Consider the following 20,009-nt stretch of genomic DNA (forward strand, 5'->3'; position numbering starts at 1 on the left):
CCGGCGAACGACAGAGATACCTTTGGCCTAGGCGTCGCGCACCAGCTCGCCCACGATCGCCTCAAAGGCCGCGAGCGGGTCATCTGCCCCGGTGATGGGCCTGCCGACGACAAGATGGCTCGCCCCGGCGGCGATGGCGGCGGCAGGTGTCGCCACGCGGCTCTGGTCGCCGAGCGCCGCCCCCGCCGGGCGCACGCCCGGCGTGACGATCCAGGCATCCTCACCCAGAAGTTGACGCATGGCTTGCGCCTCCTGGGGAGAGCAGACGACGCCGTCGGTGCCGTTGTCGCGCGCGAGCGCCGCGAGGCGCGCCGCCTCGTCGGCAAGCGGCCCGGCAACGCCGATGGAGGCGAGAGCGGGCGCATCCATGCTCGTCAGAACCGTGATGGCGATGACCCGGGCGCGCTCGCCGCCGCACGCCTCGGCCGCCTCTCGCGCGCCCTCGCAGGCCGCGGCGAGCATCGGGCCCGCGCCCAGGCCGTGCACGGTGAGAAGGTCGGCGCCGGTGGCTGCAGCGGAGCGCGCCGCACCGCGGACCTGGTGGGGTATGTCATGAAACTTGAGGTCGAGGAAGACCTTGAAACCGCGCTCCTTGAACGCACGCACGATGGAAGGTCCCTCGGCATAATACAGGGTCATGCCGATCTTGACCCAGCGCGCGTGCCCGGCGAGGATGTCGGCGAGCTCGAGCGCTCGCGTACGGTCGACGTCAAGCGCGACCATGATCCGGTCGCGCGCAAGAGCCTCTAGCATTCGAACGCTCCAATCAGCTCGTTGATATCGCGCACGCCCTGGGACTCGGCCCAGGCCTCGAGCTCCGCCAGGATGCGTACGGCGGCATCGGGCTCGGGGAAGCTCGCCATGCCGACCGAGACCGCGCTGGCGCCCGCCAGGATGAACTCGGCCGCATCCTCGCCCGTCATGACGCCACCGACGCCGCACACGGGGATATCGACCGCCTGGCAGACCTCCCACACCATGCGCACCGCGATGGGATGCAGAAGCGGACCGGAGAGCCCGCCGGTGGGCTTGGAGAGCTTCGAGCGCCGGGTGTGCACGTCGATCGCCATACCCGGGATGGAGTTGATGACCGTGAGGCCGTCGGCGCCCTCCGCCTCGAGGGCGCGCGCGATCTCGGGCAGGCGCACGGGCGCCATCTTGACGAGGAGTGGACGCTTGGTGATGGGACGGCAGGCACGCATGACCTCGGCCGCACCCTCGGGGGTGGAGCCGGCAGCAGCGCCGCCCTGGTCGATGTTGGGGCAGCTCACGTTAAGCTCGAACGCCGCAGCCCAGGGGCAGAGCTCCTCAAAGAGCTCGAGGGCGGCGACGTACTCGGCCGTAGAATGACCTGCCACCTGGCAGATCACGGCCGTGCCCTTGGATGCGAGATCGGCGAGGAACTCACCAGACTCGGCGACCATACCGCGCACGCCGGGGTTCTGGAGGCCGACGGAGTTCATCATGCCGCCACGGACCTCGGTCATGCGGGGCTTAGGGTTGCCCGGCCACGGCTCGGCGGCGCACCCTTTGGTGGTGATGGCACCGAGGCGAGAGACGTCGAAGAAATTCTGGAACTGCCAGCCAAACCCAAAGGTACCGGAGGCGGTGTTGATGGGGTTCTTAAGCTTTATGCCGGCGAAATCGACGGCCATGGACACGCTGCTCACCAGACGACCTCCTTAGCATCGAAGACGGGACCGCACATGCAGGCGCCCTTCATACCGCTTTTGGTCTCGACCGCGCAGGTGGCGCAGGCACCAAAGCCGCAGCTCATCATGCGCTCGAGGGACGCCTCGCACGCAACGCCGGCGCGCTCTGCGGCGGCGGCGACCTTTGCCATCATGGGCTCGGGACCGCAGGTGGCAACGTAATCGAAGTCGTCGCCCTCGGTCTCAAGCACCTGCTCGGCAGCGGCGGTGCAAAAGCCGTGGTATCCGGCGGACCCGTCATCGGTCGCGATGGAGATGACCGGCGACCCGGCCGCCTCGAACTCGGCCTCGCCCACAAGGCGGTCGGCCGATGCGGCACCGATGCAGACCGTATAGGGGATGTTACGACGCGCGAGCTCGCGCGCAAGGCAGAGGATGGGGGGCACGCCGATGCCGCCTGCGATGAGCAGGGCGCGGCGGCAGCCCTCGGGGATGGTCCAGCCGTGACCGCCGGGGCCGAGCACCGTGGTGGTGGCGCCGGGCTCCATACGAGAAAGGCGCTCGGTACCCTCCCCCACAACGGCATACCAGATATCGATCGTTCCGGCCTCCGCATCCACCTCCGCGAAGGACAGCGGGATGCGCAAAAGGCTCATGGCGTTGCCGGGCACCGCGATGTTGACAAACTGTCCGGGGACGAGCGCGGCGGCGAGCGCCGGCGCAAGGATGCGCAGGGCGAAGACGTCCCGCGCGATGGGCTCGTTTGACACGATGGTGACATCGTGCACGCGAGCGGGTGAAGGTGTGGGCATACCGCTCCCCTCTCTCGATACCGGGCCGGGCACCCGCGCGCCCGGCCCGCACATGCGTTACTGAACCGCGCCGTCCACGAGCGTGGCGACACCGCCGACGTAGACGTCGGTTGCGCGACCGGTGACGGAGACACCGTCGAAACCGCAGTTACGCGCCTTCGACGCATAGCCGTCCTCGCCCACGGTCCAGGCGATATCGGGGTCGAAGACCGTGATGTCGGCAAGCGAACCCGCCGCGATGCTCACCGGGTCGACGCCGAGGATCCTGCGCGGGTTGACGCTCATGAGCTCCACCATGCGCGCGTAGTCGATGACACCCGGCTTGACGAGATTCGTGATGACGAGCGCGAGGGAGCACTCGATGCCCGTCATGCCGAAGGGCGCGTACTCGAACTCGCGCGCCTTCTCCCAATCGGCATGGGGCGCATGGTCGGTCACGATGGCGTCGACGGTACCGTCGGCCACGCCGGCACGCACTGCGGCGGCGTCCTCGGCCGTGCGCAGCGGCGGGTTCACCTTGAGCCGCGTGTCGTAGGTTCCGTCGATGGCCTCGTCGGTGAGGAACAGGTGGTGCGGCGCCGCCTCGCACGTGACGGGCAGGCCCTCGGCCTTGGCGGCGCGGACCGCCGCGATGCCGCGCGCGGTGGAGATGTGCTGGATATGGAGCTTGGCACCCGTGAGGCGCGCGATCTGGATGTCGCGCACGACCTGAAGCTCCTCGCCCTCCGCGGGCCAGCCGGCAAGACCGAGCCTCGTGGAGACGGGACCCTCGTTGATCTGGCCGTCCCCGACGAGCTCCTCGTCCTGGCAGTGGCTCATGAAGACCTTGCCGAACATCTTGCCGTAGTCCATGCAGCGGCGGAGCATCCCGGCGCTCTGCACCCCGCGGCCGTCGTCGGTGAAGGCGACGGCGCCGTGGGCGACCATATCGCCCATCTCTGAGATGATCTCGCCCTTGAGGCCCTTCGTCATGGCGCCGGAGGGGAACACGCGGCAGTGCCCCGCGCGCTCGGCGCAGGCCCGCACGTATTCGACAACCGTGCCGTTGTCGGTGACCGGGTTGGTGTTGGGCATGGAGCACACGCCGGTCATGCCGCCCTTGGCCGCCGCCCGGGTCTCGGACTCGATCGTGCCCTTGTGCTCGAATCCGGGCTCGCGGAGATGCACATGCATGTCCACGAGGCCGGGAACGAGGTATTTGCCCGTGAGGTCGCGCACCTCGGCGTCAGCCTGAAGTGCCTCCCCCACGCGCGCGATGCGATCGCCCTCGATGAGAACGTCCAGAACGCCGTCGATGCCCGCGACGGGGTCGACGACGTGGGCACCCTTAAGAAGCAAGGCCATTATCGGCACCTCCCAGCAACAGATAGAGCGCGGCCATACGCACGCAGATGCCGGCGTAGACCTGGTCCAAGATGACGGAGCGCTCAGGATGGTCGGCCATATAGGAATCGAGCTCCACGCCGCGGTTGATGGGGCCGGGGTGGCAGACGATCGCCTCCGGCTTCATGAGGCGCTCGCGCGCTTCGGTGAGGCCGAAGAGCATATGGTACTCGCGCAGGCTCGGGAACGGCGCCCCCTCGAGGCGCTCGCGCTGGATGCGGAGCATGTAGACGACGTCGAGCTCGGGGAGCACGTCGTCCAGGTCGAAGGACACGCGGTCGGCGCCCAGCACCTCGGGGTTCGCGGGGATGAGCGTTCCGGGTGCGACCAGCGTCACCTCGGCGCCGACGATCTTGAGCGCGGGGATGAGCGAGCCGCATACGCGCGAATGCGAGATATCGCCCACGATACCGACCTTGAGGCCGGCAAGGTGGCCGAAGCGCTCCCAGATCGTATAGAGGTCGAGCAGCGCCTGCGTGGGGTGACCGTGCTTGCCATCGCCCGCATCGATAACGGAGGCGGGGGTGTGCTGGGTCACGATGTAGGGCGCGCCCTCGTGCTTGTCGCGCACGACAACGAGGTCGATCTTGTAGGAGTTGAGCGTCATGACGGTGTCGATGAGGCTCTCGCCCTTAACCGTGGAGGTCGACGACCCGCCGAAGTTCAGGCTATCGGCCGACAGGCGCTTCTCGGCCAGCTCAAACGAGGAACGCGTGCGCGTCGAGGGCTCGTTGAACATGTTCACGATGGTCTTGCCCTTAAGCGTGGGAACCTTCTTGATGGCGCGCTCGTTCACCGCGGAGAACGCCTTGGCGGTCTCGAGGATCGTCATGATATCGGTATCGGAATATTCCGTGATATCGATGAGGTGCTTGTGGTTGAAGCTCATCGCGCATCACCTCCGAGCGGTGCGGAGCCGGCACGGGAGCCCTGTGAGACGTCGGTGATCTCGACGCTCGAGCGCCCGTCCACATCCTTCAGGTACAGGCGAACGTTCTCCTCGTGCGAAGACGGCACGTTCTTTCCCACGAAGTCGGGGCAGATGGGGAGCTCGCGATGCCCGCGGTCCACGAGCACGGCGAGTTCTATGCGGCTGGGACGACCCATGTCCATGAGCGCGTCGAGGGCGGCGCGGATGGTGCGGCCCGTGTACAGGACGTCGTCCACGAGCACGATGCGCTTTCCGTCGACGTCGAAGGGGATGCGCGAGGCGTGGACCTCGGGGGCGATGCTCACCCCGAAATCGTCGCGGTAGAAGCTGATGTCGAGGCTCCCGAGCGGCAAGCGAACCCCCTCGATCTCCTCGATGCGGTCGCAGAGCTCCTTGGCCAGAAGGTCGCCGCGCGTGACGATGCCCACGAGCGCGAGGTTGTCGCACCCCTCGTTTCTCTCGAGGATCTCGTGGGCGATGCGGGTCATGGCGCGGCTGATGGCGATCTCGTCCATGATGATCGCCTTGGGTGTTTCAGCCACGGGCCCCTCCTTTCTCCTGCCGGCCCCGAAAACGGGGCACAAAAAATGTCCTGCCCACGCGCGGCAAGACATCGGCAAGATACGCCCCGAGCAAACGGGGTGCTATGTTTCCTTGCGGTATCTCGTACACGCTTAAAGGCAAGCTAGATTATACACGTTTCTGTAACCGCCAAACCGCGAATGTCCGTCTCCATAGCGAGGCGACCACAAGCCCGGGCTCGGGCTACGCAGCGCCCTTGCGCCCCTTCAGAACCCCCATGCGCGAGAGGGCGTAGCGCACGCCCATGACGCGCGCGGTGTAGAGAAACTCTCTCAACAGGTACCCGTAGTACGCAAGCCCGCTATAGGGTCGCACCTCATAGCCCGTCAGCTCGAAGTAGCGCTTCTTTGCCCCGGCGGAAAGGTTGTCCATACCCGCGATGATATCGGGGTCCATGCGGCGCAGGGTGGCGACGACCTTCTCGCGCACACCGGGCTCCCCCAGATGCCCGTACCCGATAGCGAGACCCACATGCCGCATGCCCATACGGTCGAGCGCCGCCTCGATCCCGGGGTCTGTCTCCCCCAGGCTATCGAGGATGTCGCGCATGTCGTTCCAGCGCTCGATACCCAAAAGCGAGGTGTCTCCGCAGGTGGAGGCGCCGGGTCGGCGGTCGCGATAGCAATAGTAGCAGTCGTCGGTATACACGATGCTGCGCGCGCGGGCGAGCGTGTCGATCATGAAGGGATTGTCGACCCATCCAGCGCCGGGCACCTCGCGCAGGCGGATGCCGAACTCGTCCAAGAAGGAACGGAGGTAGAGCGCCGTCCAGATACTCGGATGGTATTGGATGAGCACGGGCGCCTCGCGCAGGGTGAAGGGCTGCCGCGGCGGTTTGACGCGACGGTAGAACGTGTTGCGGCAGAAGAGCTCCTCCGGCGTATCCGGATCCTGGATGCGCCAGTACGCCGACTTCACCACGTCGGGAAGCTCGCCAAAGGAGGACGCAAAGGCAAAGAGACGGTCGTACATGTGGGGTTTCGCGAAATCATCGGGCTCCATGATGGCCACATAGGTGCCCCTCGACGCGGCGATGCCCCGGTTGACCGAGGCCCCGTACCCCTCGTTCTCCTTGTCGATGATGCGCACCCGCCCGTCGCGCGCCGCATGGTCGCGCATGATGGCGAGCGAGCCGTCGGTCGACCCGTCGTTCACGCAGATGATCTCAAGCGCCACCTCGTCGTTATCCTCGACGCTCAGGAGGCACTGGTCGAGATACTCCTCGACGTTGTAGACGGGAATGATGACCGATACGTCCACGGCGGCACCCTACGAGAACTGGTTGCGGTACGCCTGGCAGACCTCTTCGACCGGTCCGTCCATACGCAGGTCGCCCTTTTCGATCCATACGGCACGGCGGCAGATGCGCTCGACCTGCTCGATGGAATGGCTCACGAACAGAACGGTCACGTCGCCGGACTCGATGAAATGCTTGATGCGGTCCTCGCACTTCTGCTGGAAGAACACATCGCCCACCGAGAGGGTCTCGTCCACGATGAGGATATCCGGTTCGGTGATGGTGGCGATGGCGAAGGCGATGCGCGCGACCATACCGCTGGAGTAGTTCTTGAGGGGCATGTCGACGAACTCGCGCAGCTCGGCGAAGTCGACGATCTCGTCGAACTTCTCGTCGATGAACTCACGGCGATACCCCAGAAGCGAGCCGTTGAGGTAAATGTTCTCACGCGCGGTGAGCTCCATATCGAAGCCGGCGCCGAGCTCGATGAGCGGTGCGATGTTGCCGCGCACCGTGCAGATGCCCTCACTCGGCTCGAGCACGCCCGCGATGATCTTGAGCATCGTGGACTTGCCGGAGCCGTTGGTGCCCACCAAGCCCACCACATCGCCGCGCTGAACCTTGAACGAGATGTTCTTGAGGGCGCGGAACTCGCTGAAGAACAGCTCGTGGCGCATGAGCTTGATGAAGTACTCCTTGAGGTTGTTGAGCTGCTCGGACGCCATGTTGAAGATCATGGTGACGTCGTCGACCTCGATAGCGTACTCCCCTGCCGAAGCAGGCTCGTTGTACTGGCGGTAGATACCGGTGGGGGTAGCCATGATGCGTCCTTAGATGTAGAGGATGAACTTGTGCTCGGTCTTGCGGAACACGAAGATGCCGATGGCGAGCATGACGACGGACCAAACAGCGCAGAGGGCCAGGATCTCGAGCGAGGGGTTCTGCTGCCAGAGCACGATATCGCGCATGAAGGTGACGAACCCGTACATGGGGTTCATCTTAACGATACCGATGGTCCACGCGGGCGCGCCGCGGTCGAGGAGCATCTGGAAGTCCCAGAACACCGGCGTCAGGTAGTTCCAGGCGGTGAGGACGACGCTCCACAGATGGATGACGTCGCGGAAGAACACGGTGGCGGCGGAGAGTATGAGGCCGATGCCGATGCAGAAGACCATGAGGAGGCCGAGGCACACGGGAAGCCAGATGAGGTGCCAGGTGGGCACGACGCGGAACCACAGCATGACGAAGGCTACAGCGATGAGCGAGAAGGCGAAGTTGACGAGCGCGAAGAGCACCTTCTGCACGGGGAACACAAAGCGGTCGATCTTGACCTTCTTGAGGAGCGGCGCCGCCTCGAGAATGGAGGTGACGGCCTTGCTCGTGGAATCGCTCATGAGCGAGTAGGTGATGTTGCCGAGAATGAGGTAGAGCGGGAAATGCTCGATGTTGGAGCCGAGGAGCGTCGAGAACACCACGCTCATGACGACCATCATGAGAAGCGGGTTGAGCACGCTCCAGGCAACGCCGAGGAAACTCCGGCGGTACTTGATCTTAAAATCCTTGGTAACGAGCTGCTTGAGGACGAAGATGTCCTTCTCAAAATCGCTGCGCGCATGCGTGGAGTAGGTGCCCTCGTTTGTGTTGGCCACGGACGGCTCCTCTTGCTTGGGGTTCGTATATGCGAGATGCATTCTAACACACGCCAATTTTTTAAAAAATTCCCTTGCCATCCGCCACGAGTTCTGTATACTAATCCTTGTTGCTTGCGAGCAGCCACCAATTCCTCGGTAGCTCAATGGTAGAGCACGCGGCTGTTAACCGCGCTGTTGTAGGTTCGAGTCCTACCCGGGGAGCCATTGATTTCCTGACCCGCCTCCGGCGGGTTTTTTCCTTAAAGAGCACCATTTGAGGCTTATAGGACAAAAAGTGTGTATGGGATTCCTGTATCACTGCAGGTAGATACCTATAAGTTGCCTCTTCGAGTTGCATCGTCCCAACTTTTTGCCTGGACAAAAGGTGTGTATAGAATTTCATATCCTCGCAAGTAGACCATGTTGTTTCTAACAGTGAAGTTGGCCTATCTGCGAGGTTGCCATGGGAAATCCCCGCTGCCCTGTTTGCGGCTCCAATATGGTTAAGAACGGGAAAACGAAAGCTGGCAGGACTCGCTTCAGATGTAGGTGCTGCGGCTCGAGCTCGGTGAGGAAGAGCGACACCTCTGCCAAGGACCTTAGAACCTTCCTGGCGTGGCTTTTGTCCCGCAAACGTCAATCAGATATGACGGGGGCCGGCAGGACCTTCAGAAGGAAGTGCGCGCCCTTCTGGGATATATGGCCCATGCCGCCCAAGATAGAGGAGCCGCGAAGCGTCATCTACGTTGACGGCATACACCTCGGAAGAAAGGCCGTCGTGCTCATCGCCTCGGATGAGCGCCACGTACTGGGACGGCACCTTTGCCGTGCGGAGAACAGCCGCGGCTGGTCGGCCTTGATGCAGCGCATAGCCGCCCCCGAGGTGGTCGTCTCGGACGGGGGCGACGGCTTTCCGAAGGCGCTCAGAAAGACATGGCCCCGTGCGCACCATCAACGCTGCATCTTCCACGCATTCTCCCGGGTCAAGCGCTACACCACCTCGAAGCCCCGCACGCAGACGGGCGCAGAGCTGTACGGCCTTGCCAAAGCGCTGCTCGGCATCACCACCCTTAAAGAGGCGCAGGGGTGGGCGGAGGCATTCCTTGCGTGGTCCGAGGGGTGGGACGACTTCCTATCGGAGAGAACGAAGACGGAAGAGGGAAGGTGCGTCCTCGCGCATGAACGCCTCGTCAAGGCGCGGAGGTCTCTCGCCCGGCTCATCAACGCCGGGACGCTGTTCACCTACCTTGATCCCCGCCTAGAGCACCTCGCCCCTCTCCCGGCCACCAACAACCGTATCGAAGGCGGCACCAACGCGCAGCTCAGAGCCATGCTCAGGGACCATAGGGGACTTTCTATCGAACGCAGGCTCAAGGCGATCTTCTGGTGGTGCTATATGCACGGCCCGAGCCCCCTGCCTGCAGCGGAGATCCTGCGTGCCATGCCGACGGACGGCTCTATCAGAGCTATATACGAGAGACTCAATCAGCAGGACAAGCTACAAGGAACCATTCCTCAGTGGGGAGATGCCATAGTGTGGTCAGAGCTGCATCGCTCCGAGCCATACCGCATGGACTGGGACTAGCCCATACACACTTTTTGTCCTATAACCCCCATTTGACGCAGCGCGTTATCCGCAAGGCGTTATCCACGCGCTCTTGATTGCCGCGAACGTCACGAACCCACCGCAATTCTTTCGAGCTCATGACCTTGCTCTACGGTCTGGAAACCGTTCGGGAACCACTTAACAAAAACACTTCGCGTCAAGGTAAGGATGGAATCGGGGTTTCTCAGGTAGCCCGATTTTACTCAACCTCTCTACCAGCAGTTTTGCAAGGGTCGTTGCATCATCTACTCAGGAGAGTGCGATTCAATCCTTACCTTGATGCGAAGTTTTGATACTGACCCCCTACTCGAATGTTAAGCGCGCTACGCCGTGGGCTCCTTGACGACGTCGTCGAGCGTGACGGCGACGTTGTGCGGGGTGGGCACCCAATCGACCTTACGGAAAAGCGCGACCACGTTGATGGGGATGTACGTAAGCATGAACAGCGGATAGGTAAAGAGGTTCGCCACAAAACGCCAGCGCACAGGGCAATGGAAATGCTTTCTCTCAACGATGACCACGATGAGCCCGCCGATAAAGAACGTGAGGTAGCTCGTGGCAAGCATGGTGATGAGCGACACAAGGCAGCTGTCCAGCTCGGCTGCGGTCGCAAGGAACCCATGGCTCAGGCTTCCCACAACGAGAAACGCAAGGTTAGCCACAGTAGAGAGCATGGTAAAGATGGTCCCCGGCCCCACCGTTACAAAGAAGTCGTACGCGGCGAAGCGTCGAAAGAGCGTAAACGACTTGAACAGCCCCAAACCGTAGGTAAAGAAGACCTGATAGAACCCCTTGGTCCAGCGCATGCGCTGCTTCCAGGAAGCCTTAAAGGTCACCGGCTGCTCGTCAAAGAACTCGGCGGGCGCGTAGGCAATCCGAATCCCGTGCATAGCGCAGAAGGTGGAGAACTGGATGTCCTCGGTGAGCGTATGGAACCGCCACCCTTGCATACCCCGGACGATGTCGGCCGAGATAAGGTAGCCGGAACCCGAGACCGCACACGAGGTGCCGCAAAGCATGCGCGCGTTGTTGAGGAAGCGCGCCTCGCGGATGAAGGACGTGGCGTAGGCCGCGCTAATCCACGAGCTGCCGAAGTTCTTGGAGTTACGGTAGCTCGTGACGGCCTGGTATCCCTGGTCGAAGGCGTCATTCATGATGCGGGTGTAATCGCGCGAGACAAGGTTATCGGCATCAAAGATAAAGAAACCCTCGTGCCGTCCGGGGTACTGCTCGAGGATACGCCGAAAACCGTAGTCCATGACCCAGCTCTTGCCCTTACGCGCAAGGTCGTTGCGCTCGTAGACGATGGCACCGGCGCGCCGCGCCGCCTCGGCCGTGTTGTCGGTGCAGGCATCAGCGACCACAAAGACGTCGATAAGCTCGGAGGGATAATCCTGGTCGAGGATAGACCTCACGAGGTTGCCGATCACGGGCTCCTCATTATGCGCCGCGATAAAGAACGCGTACCGATGGAGACGCTTGGCCGGAGGATAGCTCACCTCCCCCTTGAGGAGACCCACCACAAAGAGAATGAGCTGGTAGAAGCAGAGCACGCTCAAAAGCATCATGAGCGTGTAGTTAAAGACCGTGATGGGAGTCCAGTCGGCAGGAAAAGGGAAGAACGGCATGCGCGAGAGCGCCTCCCAGAATCGCAGAGGGTAAGCTGGCAGATACGCGAGAGTGTAGCCGATGCTTCGAGCTCTCGAAGTGAGAATAGGGGGACGGGTGCGTTTTTCTCAAAAATGAGAGAAACGCACCCGTCCCCCTATTCTCACTGGAGCCCGAGCTGGGGCACGATCTCCTCCCCCGCCTCCGTGCGCCCGAGCGATGCCGGCTCGAGCTCCTCGAGAACCGCGGCGAGATCCCACGGCAGCTCATCGCGGCACTCGATGGTCTCCCCCGTCTCCGGGTGGGTGAACGCAACGCGCCAGGAGTGCAGGAACTGTCGCGTGAGCCCGCGGTCCGCCCGCTCGGCGTACCGCCCTCCCCGACCGTACAGGGGGTCGCCCACGCAGGGGTGGTTGATGTGGCGCATATGCACGCGGATCTGGTGCGTGCGCCCCGTGTAGAGATGGCATTCGAGCAGCGTGTAGCCGTCATCGAAGCGCCCCGCATCGAAGCGCTCGAGCACCCTGAACGTCGTGATGGCCTGGCGCGCGAAGGGGTCGTCGGAGACCGCCATCTTCTGGCGGTCCCGCGTGGAGCGGGCGATGCCGGTGTCGATACGACCCTCGTCCATGGCGACGTAGCCGTGCACGAGCGTGATGTAGCGGCGGTCGAGCGTGCGGAGGCGGATGAGGTCCTGCAGCGCGCGCTGCGTGTCGTCGTCCTTAGCGGCGAGCATGAGCCCCGAGGTGTCCCGGTCGAGGCGGTGAACGATGCCGGGGCGGTCCTCCCCCTGCACGGTGCCCAGGTGCTCGATACCGCAGTGGTAGACAAGGGCGTTTGCGAGCGTGCCGTCCGCATGCCCGTGCGCGGGGTGGCAGACCAGCCCCCGCTGTTTGGAGAGCACGATGAGATAATCGTCCTCGTAGCGGATATCGAGCGGGATGTTCTGGCCCACCACGATGCCCGGCTCCTCCCTGTCGGGGAGCTCGACCGAGATGCGGTCGCCCGCGGCGACGGCGTACTTCTTGGAAAGACACGTCTCCCCGTTCACGACGACCGCGCCGGCCTCGATGAGATGGACGCAAGCCGACCGAGAGGGACAGGCGTCCTGTACCCCGAGAAACGCGTCGAGCCGAGTGCCGGCGTCAGCCGCATCGACGAGAATATGTACGTCTCCCGGCATGCTAGAGCCCCTCCCCGGGCGTTCTGTCGGCACCGTCGCCAGAGCCGGCGGCCGAGGGCTCTGGCGGGACGTCCCCCGCAGAGGACGCCTCCGGCTCACGGTCGCGATGCGCTGCAGGGGAGAACACCATGAAGCCGATGAGCGCTATGGCGACACCGACGGTGATGCCGATATCGGCTACGTTGAAGACGGGGAAGTCGATGAACGCGGTCGCGATGAAATCGGTGACGAACCCGAAGAGCGCGCGATCGATGGCGTTGCCGATGGCGCCGCCCGCAAGCATACCGAGGCCCACGACCTCCCAGCGCGACACCAGGCGGGCACGGGTGAGATAGATGGCGGCCGCAGCCACGACGACCACAGCGAGCAGCACGAAGGCGGAGCCGAAGCCCGCCGCCAGCCCGAACGAGACCCCGGTATTCGCGACGAAATCGAACTCGATCACACCGGGAATGACCGTCATCGGGAACGCGCCGGCCACCAGCGCGTCGCGCACCCAGGCTTTGGTGAGCTGGTCCACCACCAGCACGAGCAGGCCGAGCGAGCCGGCAACCGCCAGCCGCCACGGCAGCCCGGGCACCATCCGCGTGCCCGGGCACCTCTGTTGCTCGTCTCGCGAAGCAGCCGGGACCACTTAAGCCTCCAGCGCCTCGGCGCAGCGGTCGCAGATATGGGCATGCGCACCGTGGGCGCCCGTTGAGGTGCGGTAGTTCCAGCAGCGGTCGCAGCGCTCGCCCCGCGCGGCCTCGACAGTAGCGGAGACCTCGTCGCCCAAGGTGAGCTCAACCTCGGAGACGATGAAGAACTCGGCGAGGTCGGGTGCGCCGTCGCCGGTGAGGAGCGCGTAGCTCGCCTCGGGCACCGTGGCCGCGACGCGCACCTCCTGGCTCTTGGTGAACGCGCCCTCGGAGCGCTTGTCCTCGAGCGCCTTCGTCACGACGGCGCGCAGCTCGAGCGCCGCGTCGAGCACGGGTGCGAGCTCGGCCGCCTCCTCGAGGGTGATGGGCGCCCGGTACCAATCGAGGAGCGCGGCGTACTCCTGCCCGTCGCGGATGCCCTCGGGGGTATAGGCCATGACCTCGTCGCACGTGAACGAGAGGATGGGCTGCAGGTCGCGCAGGAGCATCGACAGGAGCTCGGCCAGAACGGTCTGCGCGCTGCGACGAGCCAGCGAACCCTCGCGCTCGCAGTAGAGGCGGTCCTTGAGCGCATCGAGATAGACGTTGGAGAGCTCGGTCACCACGAAGTCGTAGAGCGTGCGGTAGGCGCGGTTGAACTCGTAGGACGCGTAGGCGTCGTCCACCTCGGCCTGAACCTGCGTCAGGCGCGCCACCATGATCTTGTCGAGCGGCGTGAGGTCGTCGAACGCCACGTGGTCGCGCTCGGCGTCGTACTGGCCCTCGAGCTCGCCCAGCAGGAAGCGGAACGTGTTGCGGAAGCGGCGGTAGGCGTCCGAGGTGCGCGCGAGGATCTCATGGTCGATGGCGACGTCGGTCGACGTGTCGACCGATGCCACCCACAGGCGGATGATGTCGGCGCCCATCTCGTCGCAGACCTTGTTGGGGTCGATGACGTTGCCGAGCGACTTGGACATCTTGCGGCCCTGGCCGTCGAGCGTGAAGCCCTGAGAGACGACCGCCTTGTAGGGTGCGACGCCGTTGGCGCCCACGCTCGTGAGAAGCGAGCTCTGGAACCAGCCGCGATGCTGGTCGGAGCCCTCGAGGTAGAGATCCGCCGGATAGCGGAGCTCGGGGCGATTCTCGCATACGGCCTTCCAGGAGACGCCGGAGTCCCACCACACATCGAGGATGTCCCGGTCGGCCTTCAGATGATGGCCGCCGCAATGGGGGCAGACGCAGGCATCGCCGAGGTACTCCTCGGGTGCCTTCGTGAACCAGGCGTCGGAGCCCTCGGCCTTGAAGAGGGCTATGACGGCGTCGAGCGTGGCGTCGTTCATGACCTTCTCGCCGCAGTCGGCGCACGTGAAGCTGGGGATCGGCACGCCCCAGTTGCGCTGGCGCGAGATGCACCAATCCGGACGGCCCTCCACCATGGCGCCGATACGGTTCTTGGCGCGATCGGGGTACCACGTAACATGGTTCAGCACCTGATCGAGAGCCTGCTCGCGAAGGCCCGTCTCGTCCATGGAGACGAACCACTGGTCCGTCGCGCGGAAGATCGTCGGGTTCTTGCAGCGCCAGCAGTGGGGGTAGGAGTGGTTGATCTTGACCTCGGCGAGCAGCATGCCGCGCTCGGCGAGCCAGGCGATGATCTTCGGGTTGGCCTCATCGGTGTCCAGGCCGGAGAAGGGGCCGCCCGTACCGTAGGTATCGCCCACATAGAATCGGCCGTCGTCGTCGACGGGCATGATGATGGGGAGGTCGCAGCGCACACCGGTGTAGTAGTCGTCCACGCCATGGCCGGGCGCGGTGTGCACGCAGCCGGTGCCGTCCTCGAGCGTGACGTAGTCGGCCGTGACGACGCGGCCGGTTACGCCCTCGAAGATGGGCTGCTTATAGGTGAGGCCCACGAGGTCCTCGCCTTGAGCGCACCAGGGCGCGTCGGCGCCCTCCGGCGTGAAGAGGCGCGCGTCCTCGAGCTTCGCGACGCCGTGGAAGACCTTCTCCCACAGCGCCTTCGCCATGATGCCCAAGCGACCCTGGGCCTCGACGGCCACGTAATCGGCCTCGCCCAAGAGGGCCACGCCGGCGTTGGCGGGAAGCGTCCAAGGGGTCGTCGTCCAGATCACGACGTCGACGGGCACGCCCGCCGTCTTGAGCTCATCCGGCACGTCGATAAGCTCGAAGCGCACGAAGATGGAGGGCGAGACCTCGTCGGCGTACTCGATCTCGGCCTCGGCGAGCGCGGTGTGGCAGTGCTTGCACCAATGGACGGGCTTGCGGCCGCGGTAGATCATGCCGCGGTCGAACATGGCCTTGAAGACCTCGATGTCGGCGGCATCGTGCTCGTGATAGAGCGTGAGATAGGGATGGTCCCAGTCGCCGAGGACGCCCAGGCGCTTGAAGCCCTCGCGCTGCAAGTCGAGGTTCTCGACGGCGAACTCGTGGCACATTTCACGGATCTTGGCCGTGGGCGTGGCGTTGAAGGCCGCCGTGCCGAGCGCCTCCTCCACCTTGTGCTCGATGGGCTGGCCATGGCAGTCCCAACCGGGGACGTACGGCGTCTGATAGCCGTTCATGGCGTGATAGCGCATGATGATGTCTTTGGAGATCTTGTTCATCGCGTGGCCGATGTGGATGGGGCCGTTCGCATACGGGGGGCCATCGTGCAGGACGAATTGCTCATGGCCCTCGTTCTTCTTCTGAAGCTGCTCGTAGAGATGGTTCTCGTTCCACCGCGCAAGGCGGGCCGGCTCGCTCTTAGAGAGACCCGCGCGCATGGGGAACCCCGTCTTGGGGAGATGCATGGTCTCCTGGTAGACGCTCTTCTCTTTCTTCGCCATCGCTCATCCCTTTCCTACCGGGGCGCCTGGCAAAACGCCCCGTATCGTACGGGGCGCCGCGAAAAGAGTTTCCGACGCCCCGGGGCGCCAACAAAAAAAGCGCCCGTCCCTGCAAGCTGGGACGAAGCGCTCATGAAACGGGTCTTGCCCGCGTGAAGCTCTTCGCTATACCACCCAGCTTAGGTGCACATTTGCACCCGTACTCGGCCGACCACATGACGGCGGTCGTCCCGGCGACGCCTACTAAGATGCATGGTTGGGGACGGGGTCAAAACATGCAGCCGTCCCACCAGCCCTGTTCGGGTCGCGGCTCCGGGGTGATTTTCACGCGGGCGCGCAGGCGAACCTCTCAGCCAAGGCACTCGGCGCCTCGGGTCCGCTCTCTCATCTGCGCGGGGACCGGCTACTCCTCCCCATCACAGCCTGTGGGCGGTATTGTAGCATGCGCACGGACGCTATTCCATATATTGCGCCGGCGTAACACACGAAACGCCGCGCCCGCGCAAAAGGCGCGCAAAAACGCCGTCACCGGGCACGAGGACACCAGAGAAGGTGCCGTCGTAGATTTCATCCACGCCGCACGAAGGGCTGCGCGGCTGCAGAATCGCCATGTCGATGGGACCGCCCGAGAGGGCGCGCTCAAGCTCGCGCTTGGCGCCGGCGCGGAACTCCTCGTCCACACTCGCGCCAAACTCGTTCACCACGGCGCCTTCCAATATCTCCGACCGTGGACGCGGCGTGGGAAGCCCACCGGCGACCTCGGGGCAAACGGGCACCACCTCATGACCCTCCGCGCGCAGGCGCTCGATCAGGGCGAGGTTCTCGTTCGAACCGCCGTTGTACTTGCACCGCTCGCCCAAAAGGCAGACGCTCACCACCACACGCATCGCGCTACCCCCTAGTTCTCCTGCTCGCGCAGGCGCAGATAGATCTGATGCTGACCAGAGCCACTCTCGGGCTCAGCGAACTCGTAAACCCCGAGCGACTTCAAGAACGGGCGCAGCTTCTTGAAGCCGTAGTTGCGCACATCGAAGTCGGGCAGGCGTTTGGCAAGCTCGTCCCCCACGCGCCCCAGCGCGACCCAGCCGTCGTCATCGGAGAACTTGTCGATGATGGCGTTGATGGTCTGGCGGATCTTTTTCATGTGGTTGCGCCGCGCCGCGCGACTCATCTCGGCAAAGTTCACGGCATCTCCCGCGGCCTCGCCGCCGTTACCCGCGCCAGCTGCGCGTGCTCCACCCGCATCACCGGGATGACGACGGGCACGGCGCTCGGCGGTGCCTGAATCAGAGACCTCCGCGTCGTCCTCACCCTCGTCCGCACGGGAGGCATAGAGCAGGTCGAGATACTTGAACTGGTTGCAGGCAGAGATGAAGGGCTCGGGGGTCTTCTGCTCCCCCATGCCGATAACCTGCATGCCGCTCTCACGCAGGCGCGCAACAAGGCGCGTGAAGTCGGAGTCAGAGCTCACGATGGCAAACCCGTCAACATTTCCCGAATAGAGGATGTCCATCGCGTCGATGATCATCGCCGAATCGGTAGCGTTTTTGCCCGCGGTGTAGCTGTACTGCTGCATGGGGATGATCGAGTTTTCGAGCAGGCAATCCTTCCACGAAGTGAGCCTCTGGCTCGTCCAGTCACCGTAGATGCGCTTGTACGTGGCGACGCCGGAATTTGCCACCTCGTCGAGAATAATCTTGATGTATTTGGGCGCGATGTTATCCGCATCGATAAGAATCGCGAACCGAAGGTCATTATCAGACACGTTTCCAGCCTTTCTGAAACACAGGATTACCCCCATGGTACCCTGCGCGCACAACCAGCACGTCAAGCCCACAGGAACTCTAGGCCAGAGCCTCAACCCAAGTGGCCGCCCCTCCCCGGCGCAACCGTCTGGCGCAGTTCCGCAGAAAGCCCCGCCGAAGCGGGGCTTTCGAGGACTGTCTGAGCACAGACGGTTGCGCCGGGGGGCGGCCAACCTACCGGTTGATCGCCTACGCCTGGGGCTTGGGCGGCATGAGCGGGTTCTCGCGCTTCAGGAGCGTCATGAACTCATCACCGGTGATGGTCTCCTTCTTGTACAGGTAGCGCGCGAGCTCGTGGAGCTTGAACTTGTTCTCGCGCAGCACCTGCAGGGCGCGCTGGTGGGCATCCTCGATCAGCTTCAGAACCGCGTCGTCCACGCGCTCGGCGGTACCGGGGGCGCAGGTGAGCGAGGTGTCCTGATTGAGGTAGGCGTTCTGCACGGTGCCGAGCGCCATCATGCCGAACTCGTCGGACATGCCGAAGCGCGTGATCATGTTGCGCGCGAGCTTGGTGGCCTGCTCGATATCGTTGGCGGCGCCCGTCGTCATCTCACCGAAGATGAGCTCCTCGGCGGCGCGGCCGCCGCAGTAGACCGCGAGCTTGTCGAGGACCTCCTGCTTGGTGGTGAGGAACTTCTCGTCCTCCTCCACCTGCATGGTGTAGCCGAGCGCACCCGACGTGCGCGGCACGATGGTGATCTTGGTGACCGGAGCGCCCTCCTTCATGTTGGCGGCGACGATGGCGTGGCCGATCTCGTGGTAGGAGACGACCTGCTTCTCATGGTCGGAGAGCACCGTCGACTTACGCTGCTGACCGGCGATGACGACCTCCACCGACTCCTCGAAGTCATCCTGCGTCGCCCGGTTGCGTCCCTGCCGCACGGCGCGCAGCGCGCCCTCGTTGATGATGTTGGAGAGGTCCGCGCCCGAGGCGCCCGGCGTGGCGCGGGCGATGGCGGAAAGGTCGATGGGCGGCTCCGTCTTCACGTCCTTGGCATGGAGCTCGAGAATCGCCTTGCGGCCCGCAAGGTCGGGAAGCTCCACAGGGACGCGACGGTCAAAGCGGCCGGGGCGCAAAAGCGCCGGATCGAGCGAATCGGGGCGGTTCGTGGCTGCGAGCACCACGATACCCTTGTGGTTATCGAAGCCGTCCATCTCGGTGAGGAGCTGGTTCAGCGTCTGCTCGCGCTCATCGTTGGTGGAAAGACCCGCATCGCGCCGCTTGCCGACGGCATCGATCTCGTCGATGAAGACGATGCAGGGCGCCTTCTCATTGGCCTGCTTGAAGAGGTCACGGACCTTGGCGGCACCGCGACCGACGAACATCTCGACGAACTCGGAGCCCGAGATGGAGAAGAATGGCACACCCGCCTCACCGGCGACAGCCTTGGCGAGCAGCGTCTTGCCCGTACCCGGAGGGCCGACGAGCAGGGCGCCCCTCGGCAGGCGCGCGCCGATGTCCTCGTAGCGCTTGGGGTTCTCCAGGAAGTCGACGACCTCCTTGAGGGACTCCTTCGCCTCCTCCTGACCGGCGACGTCCTTGAACGTCACCCCGACGTCCTTCGACGCCACGATGCGGGCGCCGCTCTTGCCGAGGCCGCCGCCCATGCCGCCGAACCCGCCCGAGCCGAAGTTCATCGACGGACCGTCATCGCCCATCGCTTTCTTCATGCGGCGGTTCAACCACCAGCCAAAGAGCAGGAAGATGATAATGGGGCTGAAATAGATCAGGAAGTAGACCCAGATGTTCCCGTCGTTGCTCGGTATGGTCACGTCGAGGGACGCACCGGCGTCGACGATGCGGTTCGTGAGATCGGAGTCGTTCGGCATGACGGTCGTCTGATAGGCGACATCTGTCGACCCGTCCTCCCCCACGTCCTTCTTCAGGGTGTAGACGGCGGTGGCATCTCCGGTGTTGTAATCGACGCCGGCCACCTTCTTCTCATCAAGGTCATCCAAAAACTGCGTGTAACTCACCTGGTTGATCTGCACGCGCTGTCCCAAGTTAGGAAAAAGTAGCGTGCTCAGCACCAGATAGACAGCCATCGCGAGGATCACGTAGAGGATCATCGTGCGTCTACGCTTATGGTCATCCATTTCCATTGACATATCTCCC

At 64.0% G+C, this 20,009-nt stretch carries 17 protein-coding genes and 1 tRNA gene; 2 read left to right on the forward strand and 16 right to left on the reverse strand.

The genetic code is table 11. From position 1 onward, the window contains the following. Positions 1 to 27 precede the first annotated feature (27 nt). The 9 genes from pyrF to B5F70_RS01630 form a co-directional block, all read right to left on the reverse strand. Entirely contained in the window at positions 28 to 753 is a 726-nt protein-coding gene (gene pyrF, locus B5F70_RS01590; RefSeq protein WP_087203795.1) for an orotidine-5'-phosphate decarboxylase, read from the reverse strand. Beyond that, positions 747 to 1,670, reverse strand: a complete 924-nt coding sequence (locus B5F70_RS01595) for a dihydroorotate dehydrogenase (protein WP_087203796.1) — start codon at positions 1,668 to 1,670, stop codon at positions 747 to 749. Before B5F70_RS01595 ends, pyrF begins: the two co-directional genes overlap by 7 nt. After that, entirely contained in the window at positions 1,667 to 2,464 is a 798-nt protein-coding gene (locus B5F70_RS01600) for a dihydroorotate dehydrogenase electron transfer subunit (protein WP_204572999.1), read from the reverse strand. Before B5F70_RS01600 ends, B5F70_RS01595 begins: the two co-directional genes overlap by 4 nt. Positions 2,465 to 2,521: 57 nt before the next feature. Beyond that, complete coding sequence (locus B5F70_RS01605; protein ID WP_087203797.1) at positions 2,522 to 3,808, reverse strand: dihydroorotase; 1,287 nt, start codon at positions 3,806 to 3,808, stop codon at positions 2,522 to 2,524. After that, complete coding sequence (locus B5F70_RS01610; RefSeq protein WP_087203798.1) at positions 3,792 to 4,736, reverse strand: aspartate carbamoyltransferase catalytic subunit; 945 nt, start codon at positions 4,734 to 4,736, stop codon at positions 3,792 to 3,794. The genes B5F70_RS01605 and B5F70_RS01610 overlap by 17 nt, the downstream gene beginning before the upstream one ends. Beyond that, the gene (pyrR, locus tag B5F70_RS01615; protein WP_087203799.1) at positions 4,733 to 5,320 is read right to left on the reverse strand and encodes a bifunctional pyr operon transcriptional regulator/uracil phosphoribosyltransferase PyrR; all 588 of its coding nucleotides are present in this window, start codon (positions 5,318 to 5,320) and stop codon (positions 4,733 to 4,735) included. The genes B5F70_RS01610 and pyrR overlap by 4 nt, the downstream gene beginning before the upstream one ends. A 223-nt stretch (positions 5,321 to 5,543) precedes the next feature. Then, complete coding sequence (locus tag B5F70_RS01620; RefSeq protein ID WP_087203800.1) at positions 5,544 to 6,620, reverse strand: glycosyltransferase; 1,077 nt, start codon at positions 6,618 to 6,620, stop codon at positions 5,544 to 5,546. Positions 6,621 to 6,629: 9 nt separating this feature from the next. Continuing rightward, positions 6,630 to 7,418 carry an ABC transporter ATP-binding protein gene (locus B5F70_RS01625; protein WP_087203801.1) on the reverse strand — a complete coding sequence of 263 codons (789 nt, stop codon included), beginning with the start codon at positions 7,416 to 7,418 and terminating at the stop codon, positions 6,630 to 6,632. Positions 7,419 to 7,427: 9 nt separating this feature from the next. Further along, a complete protein-coding gene (locus tag B5F70_RS01630) occupies positions 7,428 to 8,246 on the reverse strand; it encodes an ABC transporter permease (protein ID WP_241145863.1) in 819 nt (272 codons plus the stop codon). A gap of 132 nt (positions 8,247 to 8,378) precedes the next feature. Here B5F70_RS01630 and B5F70_RS01635 point away from each other — a divergent pair. Further along, positions 8,379 to 8,453, forward strand: a tRNA-Asn gene (locus tag B5F70_RS01635). A gap of 238 nt (positions 8,454 to 8,691) precedes the next feature. Then, positions 8,692 to 9,813 (forward strand): IS1249 family transposase, encoded by a 1,122-nt coding sequence (locus B5F70_RS01640; RefSeq protein WP_087203803.1) that lies wholly within the window; start codon positions 8,692 to 8,694, stop codon positions 9,811 to 9,813. A gap of 344 nt (positions 9,814 to 10,157) precedes the next feature. Here the strand turns inward: B5F70_RS01640 and B5F70_RS01645 are convergent, their stop codons facing one another. The 7 genes from B5F70_RS01645 to ftsH form a co-directional block, all read right to left on the reverse strand. Further along, positions 10,158 to 11,462, reverse strand: coding sequence for a glycosyltransferase family 2 protein (locus B5F70_RS01645; RefSeq protein ID WP_087203804.1), 1,305 nt, complete (start codon positions 11,460 to 11,462; stop codon positions 10,158 to 10,160). Positions 11,463 to 11,605: 143 nt separating this feature from the next. Further along, entirely contained in the window at positions 11,606 to 12,625 is a 1,020-nt protein-coding gene (locus tag B5F70_RS01650; protein WP_087203805.1) for an RluA family pseudouridine synthase, read from the reverse strand. Position 12,626: 1 nt separating this feature from the next. Next, a complete protein-coding gene (gene lspA / locus B5F70_RS01655) occupies positions 12,627 to 13,208 on the reverse strand; it encodes a signal peptidase II (RefSeq protein ID WP_087203806.1) in 582 nt (193 codons plus the stop codon). 51 nt (positions 13,209 to 13,259) lie between these two features. Next, positions 13,260 to 16,088, reverse strand: coding sequence for an isoleucine--tRNA ligase (gene ileS / locus B5F70_RS01660; RefSeq protein ID WP_087203807.1), 2,829 nt, complete (start codon positions 16,086 to 16,088; stop codon positions 13,260 to 13,262). 455 nt (positions 16,089 to 16,543) lie between these two features. Beyond that, a complete protein-coding gene (locus B5F70_RS01665; protein WP_087203808.1) occupies positions 16,544 to 16,975 on the reverse strand; it encodes a DUF523 domain-containing protein in 432 nt (143 codons plus the stop codon). 11 nt (positions 16,976 to 16,986) lie between these two features. Then, the gene (locus B5F70_RS01670) at positions 16,987 to 17,853 is read right to left on the reverse strand and encodes an NYN domain-containing protein (protein WP_241145864.1); all 867 of its coding nucleotides are present in this window, start codon (positions 17,851 to 17,853) and stop codon (positions 16,987 to 16,989) included. A gap of 229 nt (positions 17,854 to 18,082) precedes the next feature. Beyond that, complete coding sequence (ftsH, locus tag B5F70_RS01675) at positions 18,083 to 19,996, reverse strand: ATP-dependent zinc metalloprotease FtsH (RefSeq protein WP_206383474.1); 1,914 nt, start codon at positions 19,994 to 19,996, stop codon at positions 18,083 to 18,085. Positions 19,997 to 20,009 lie beyond the last annotated feature (13 nt).

The organism is Collinsella sp. An268 (genome assembly GCF_002159765.1).
Classification (GTDB): Bacteria; Actinomycetota; Coriobacteriia; order Coriobacteriales; family Coriobacteriaceae; genus Coprousia.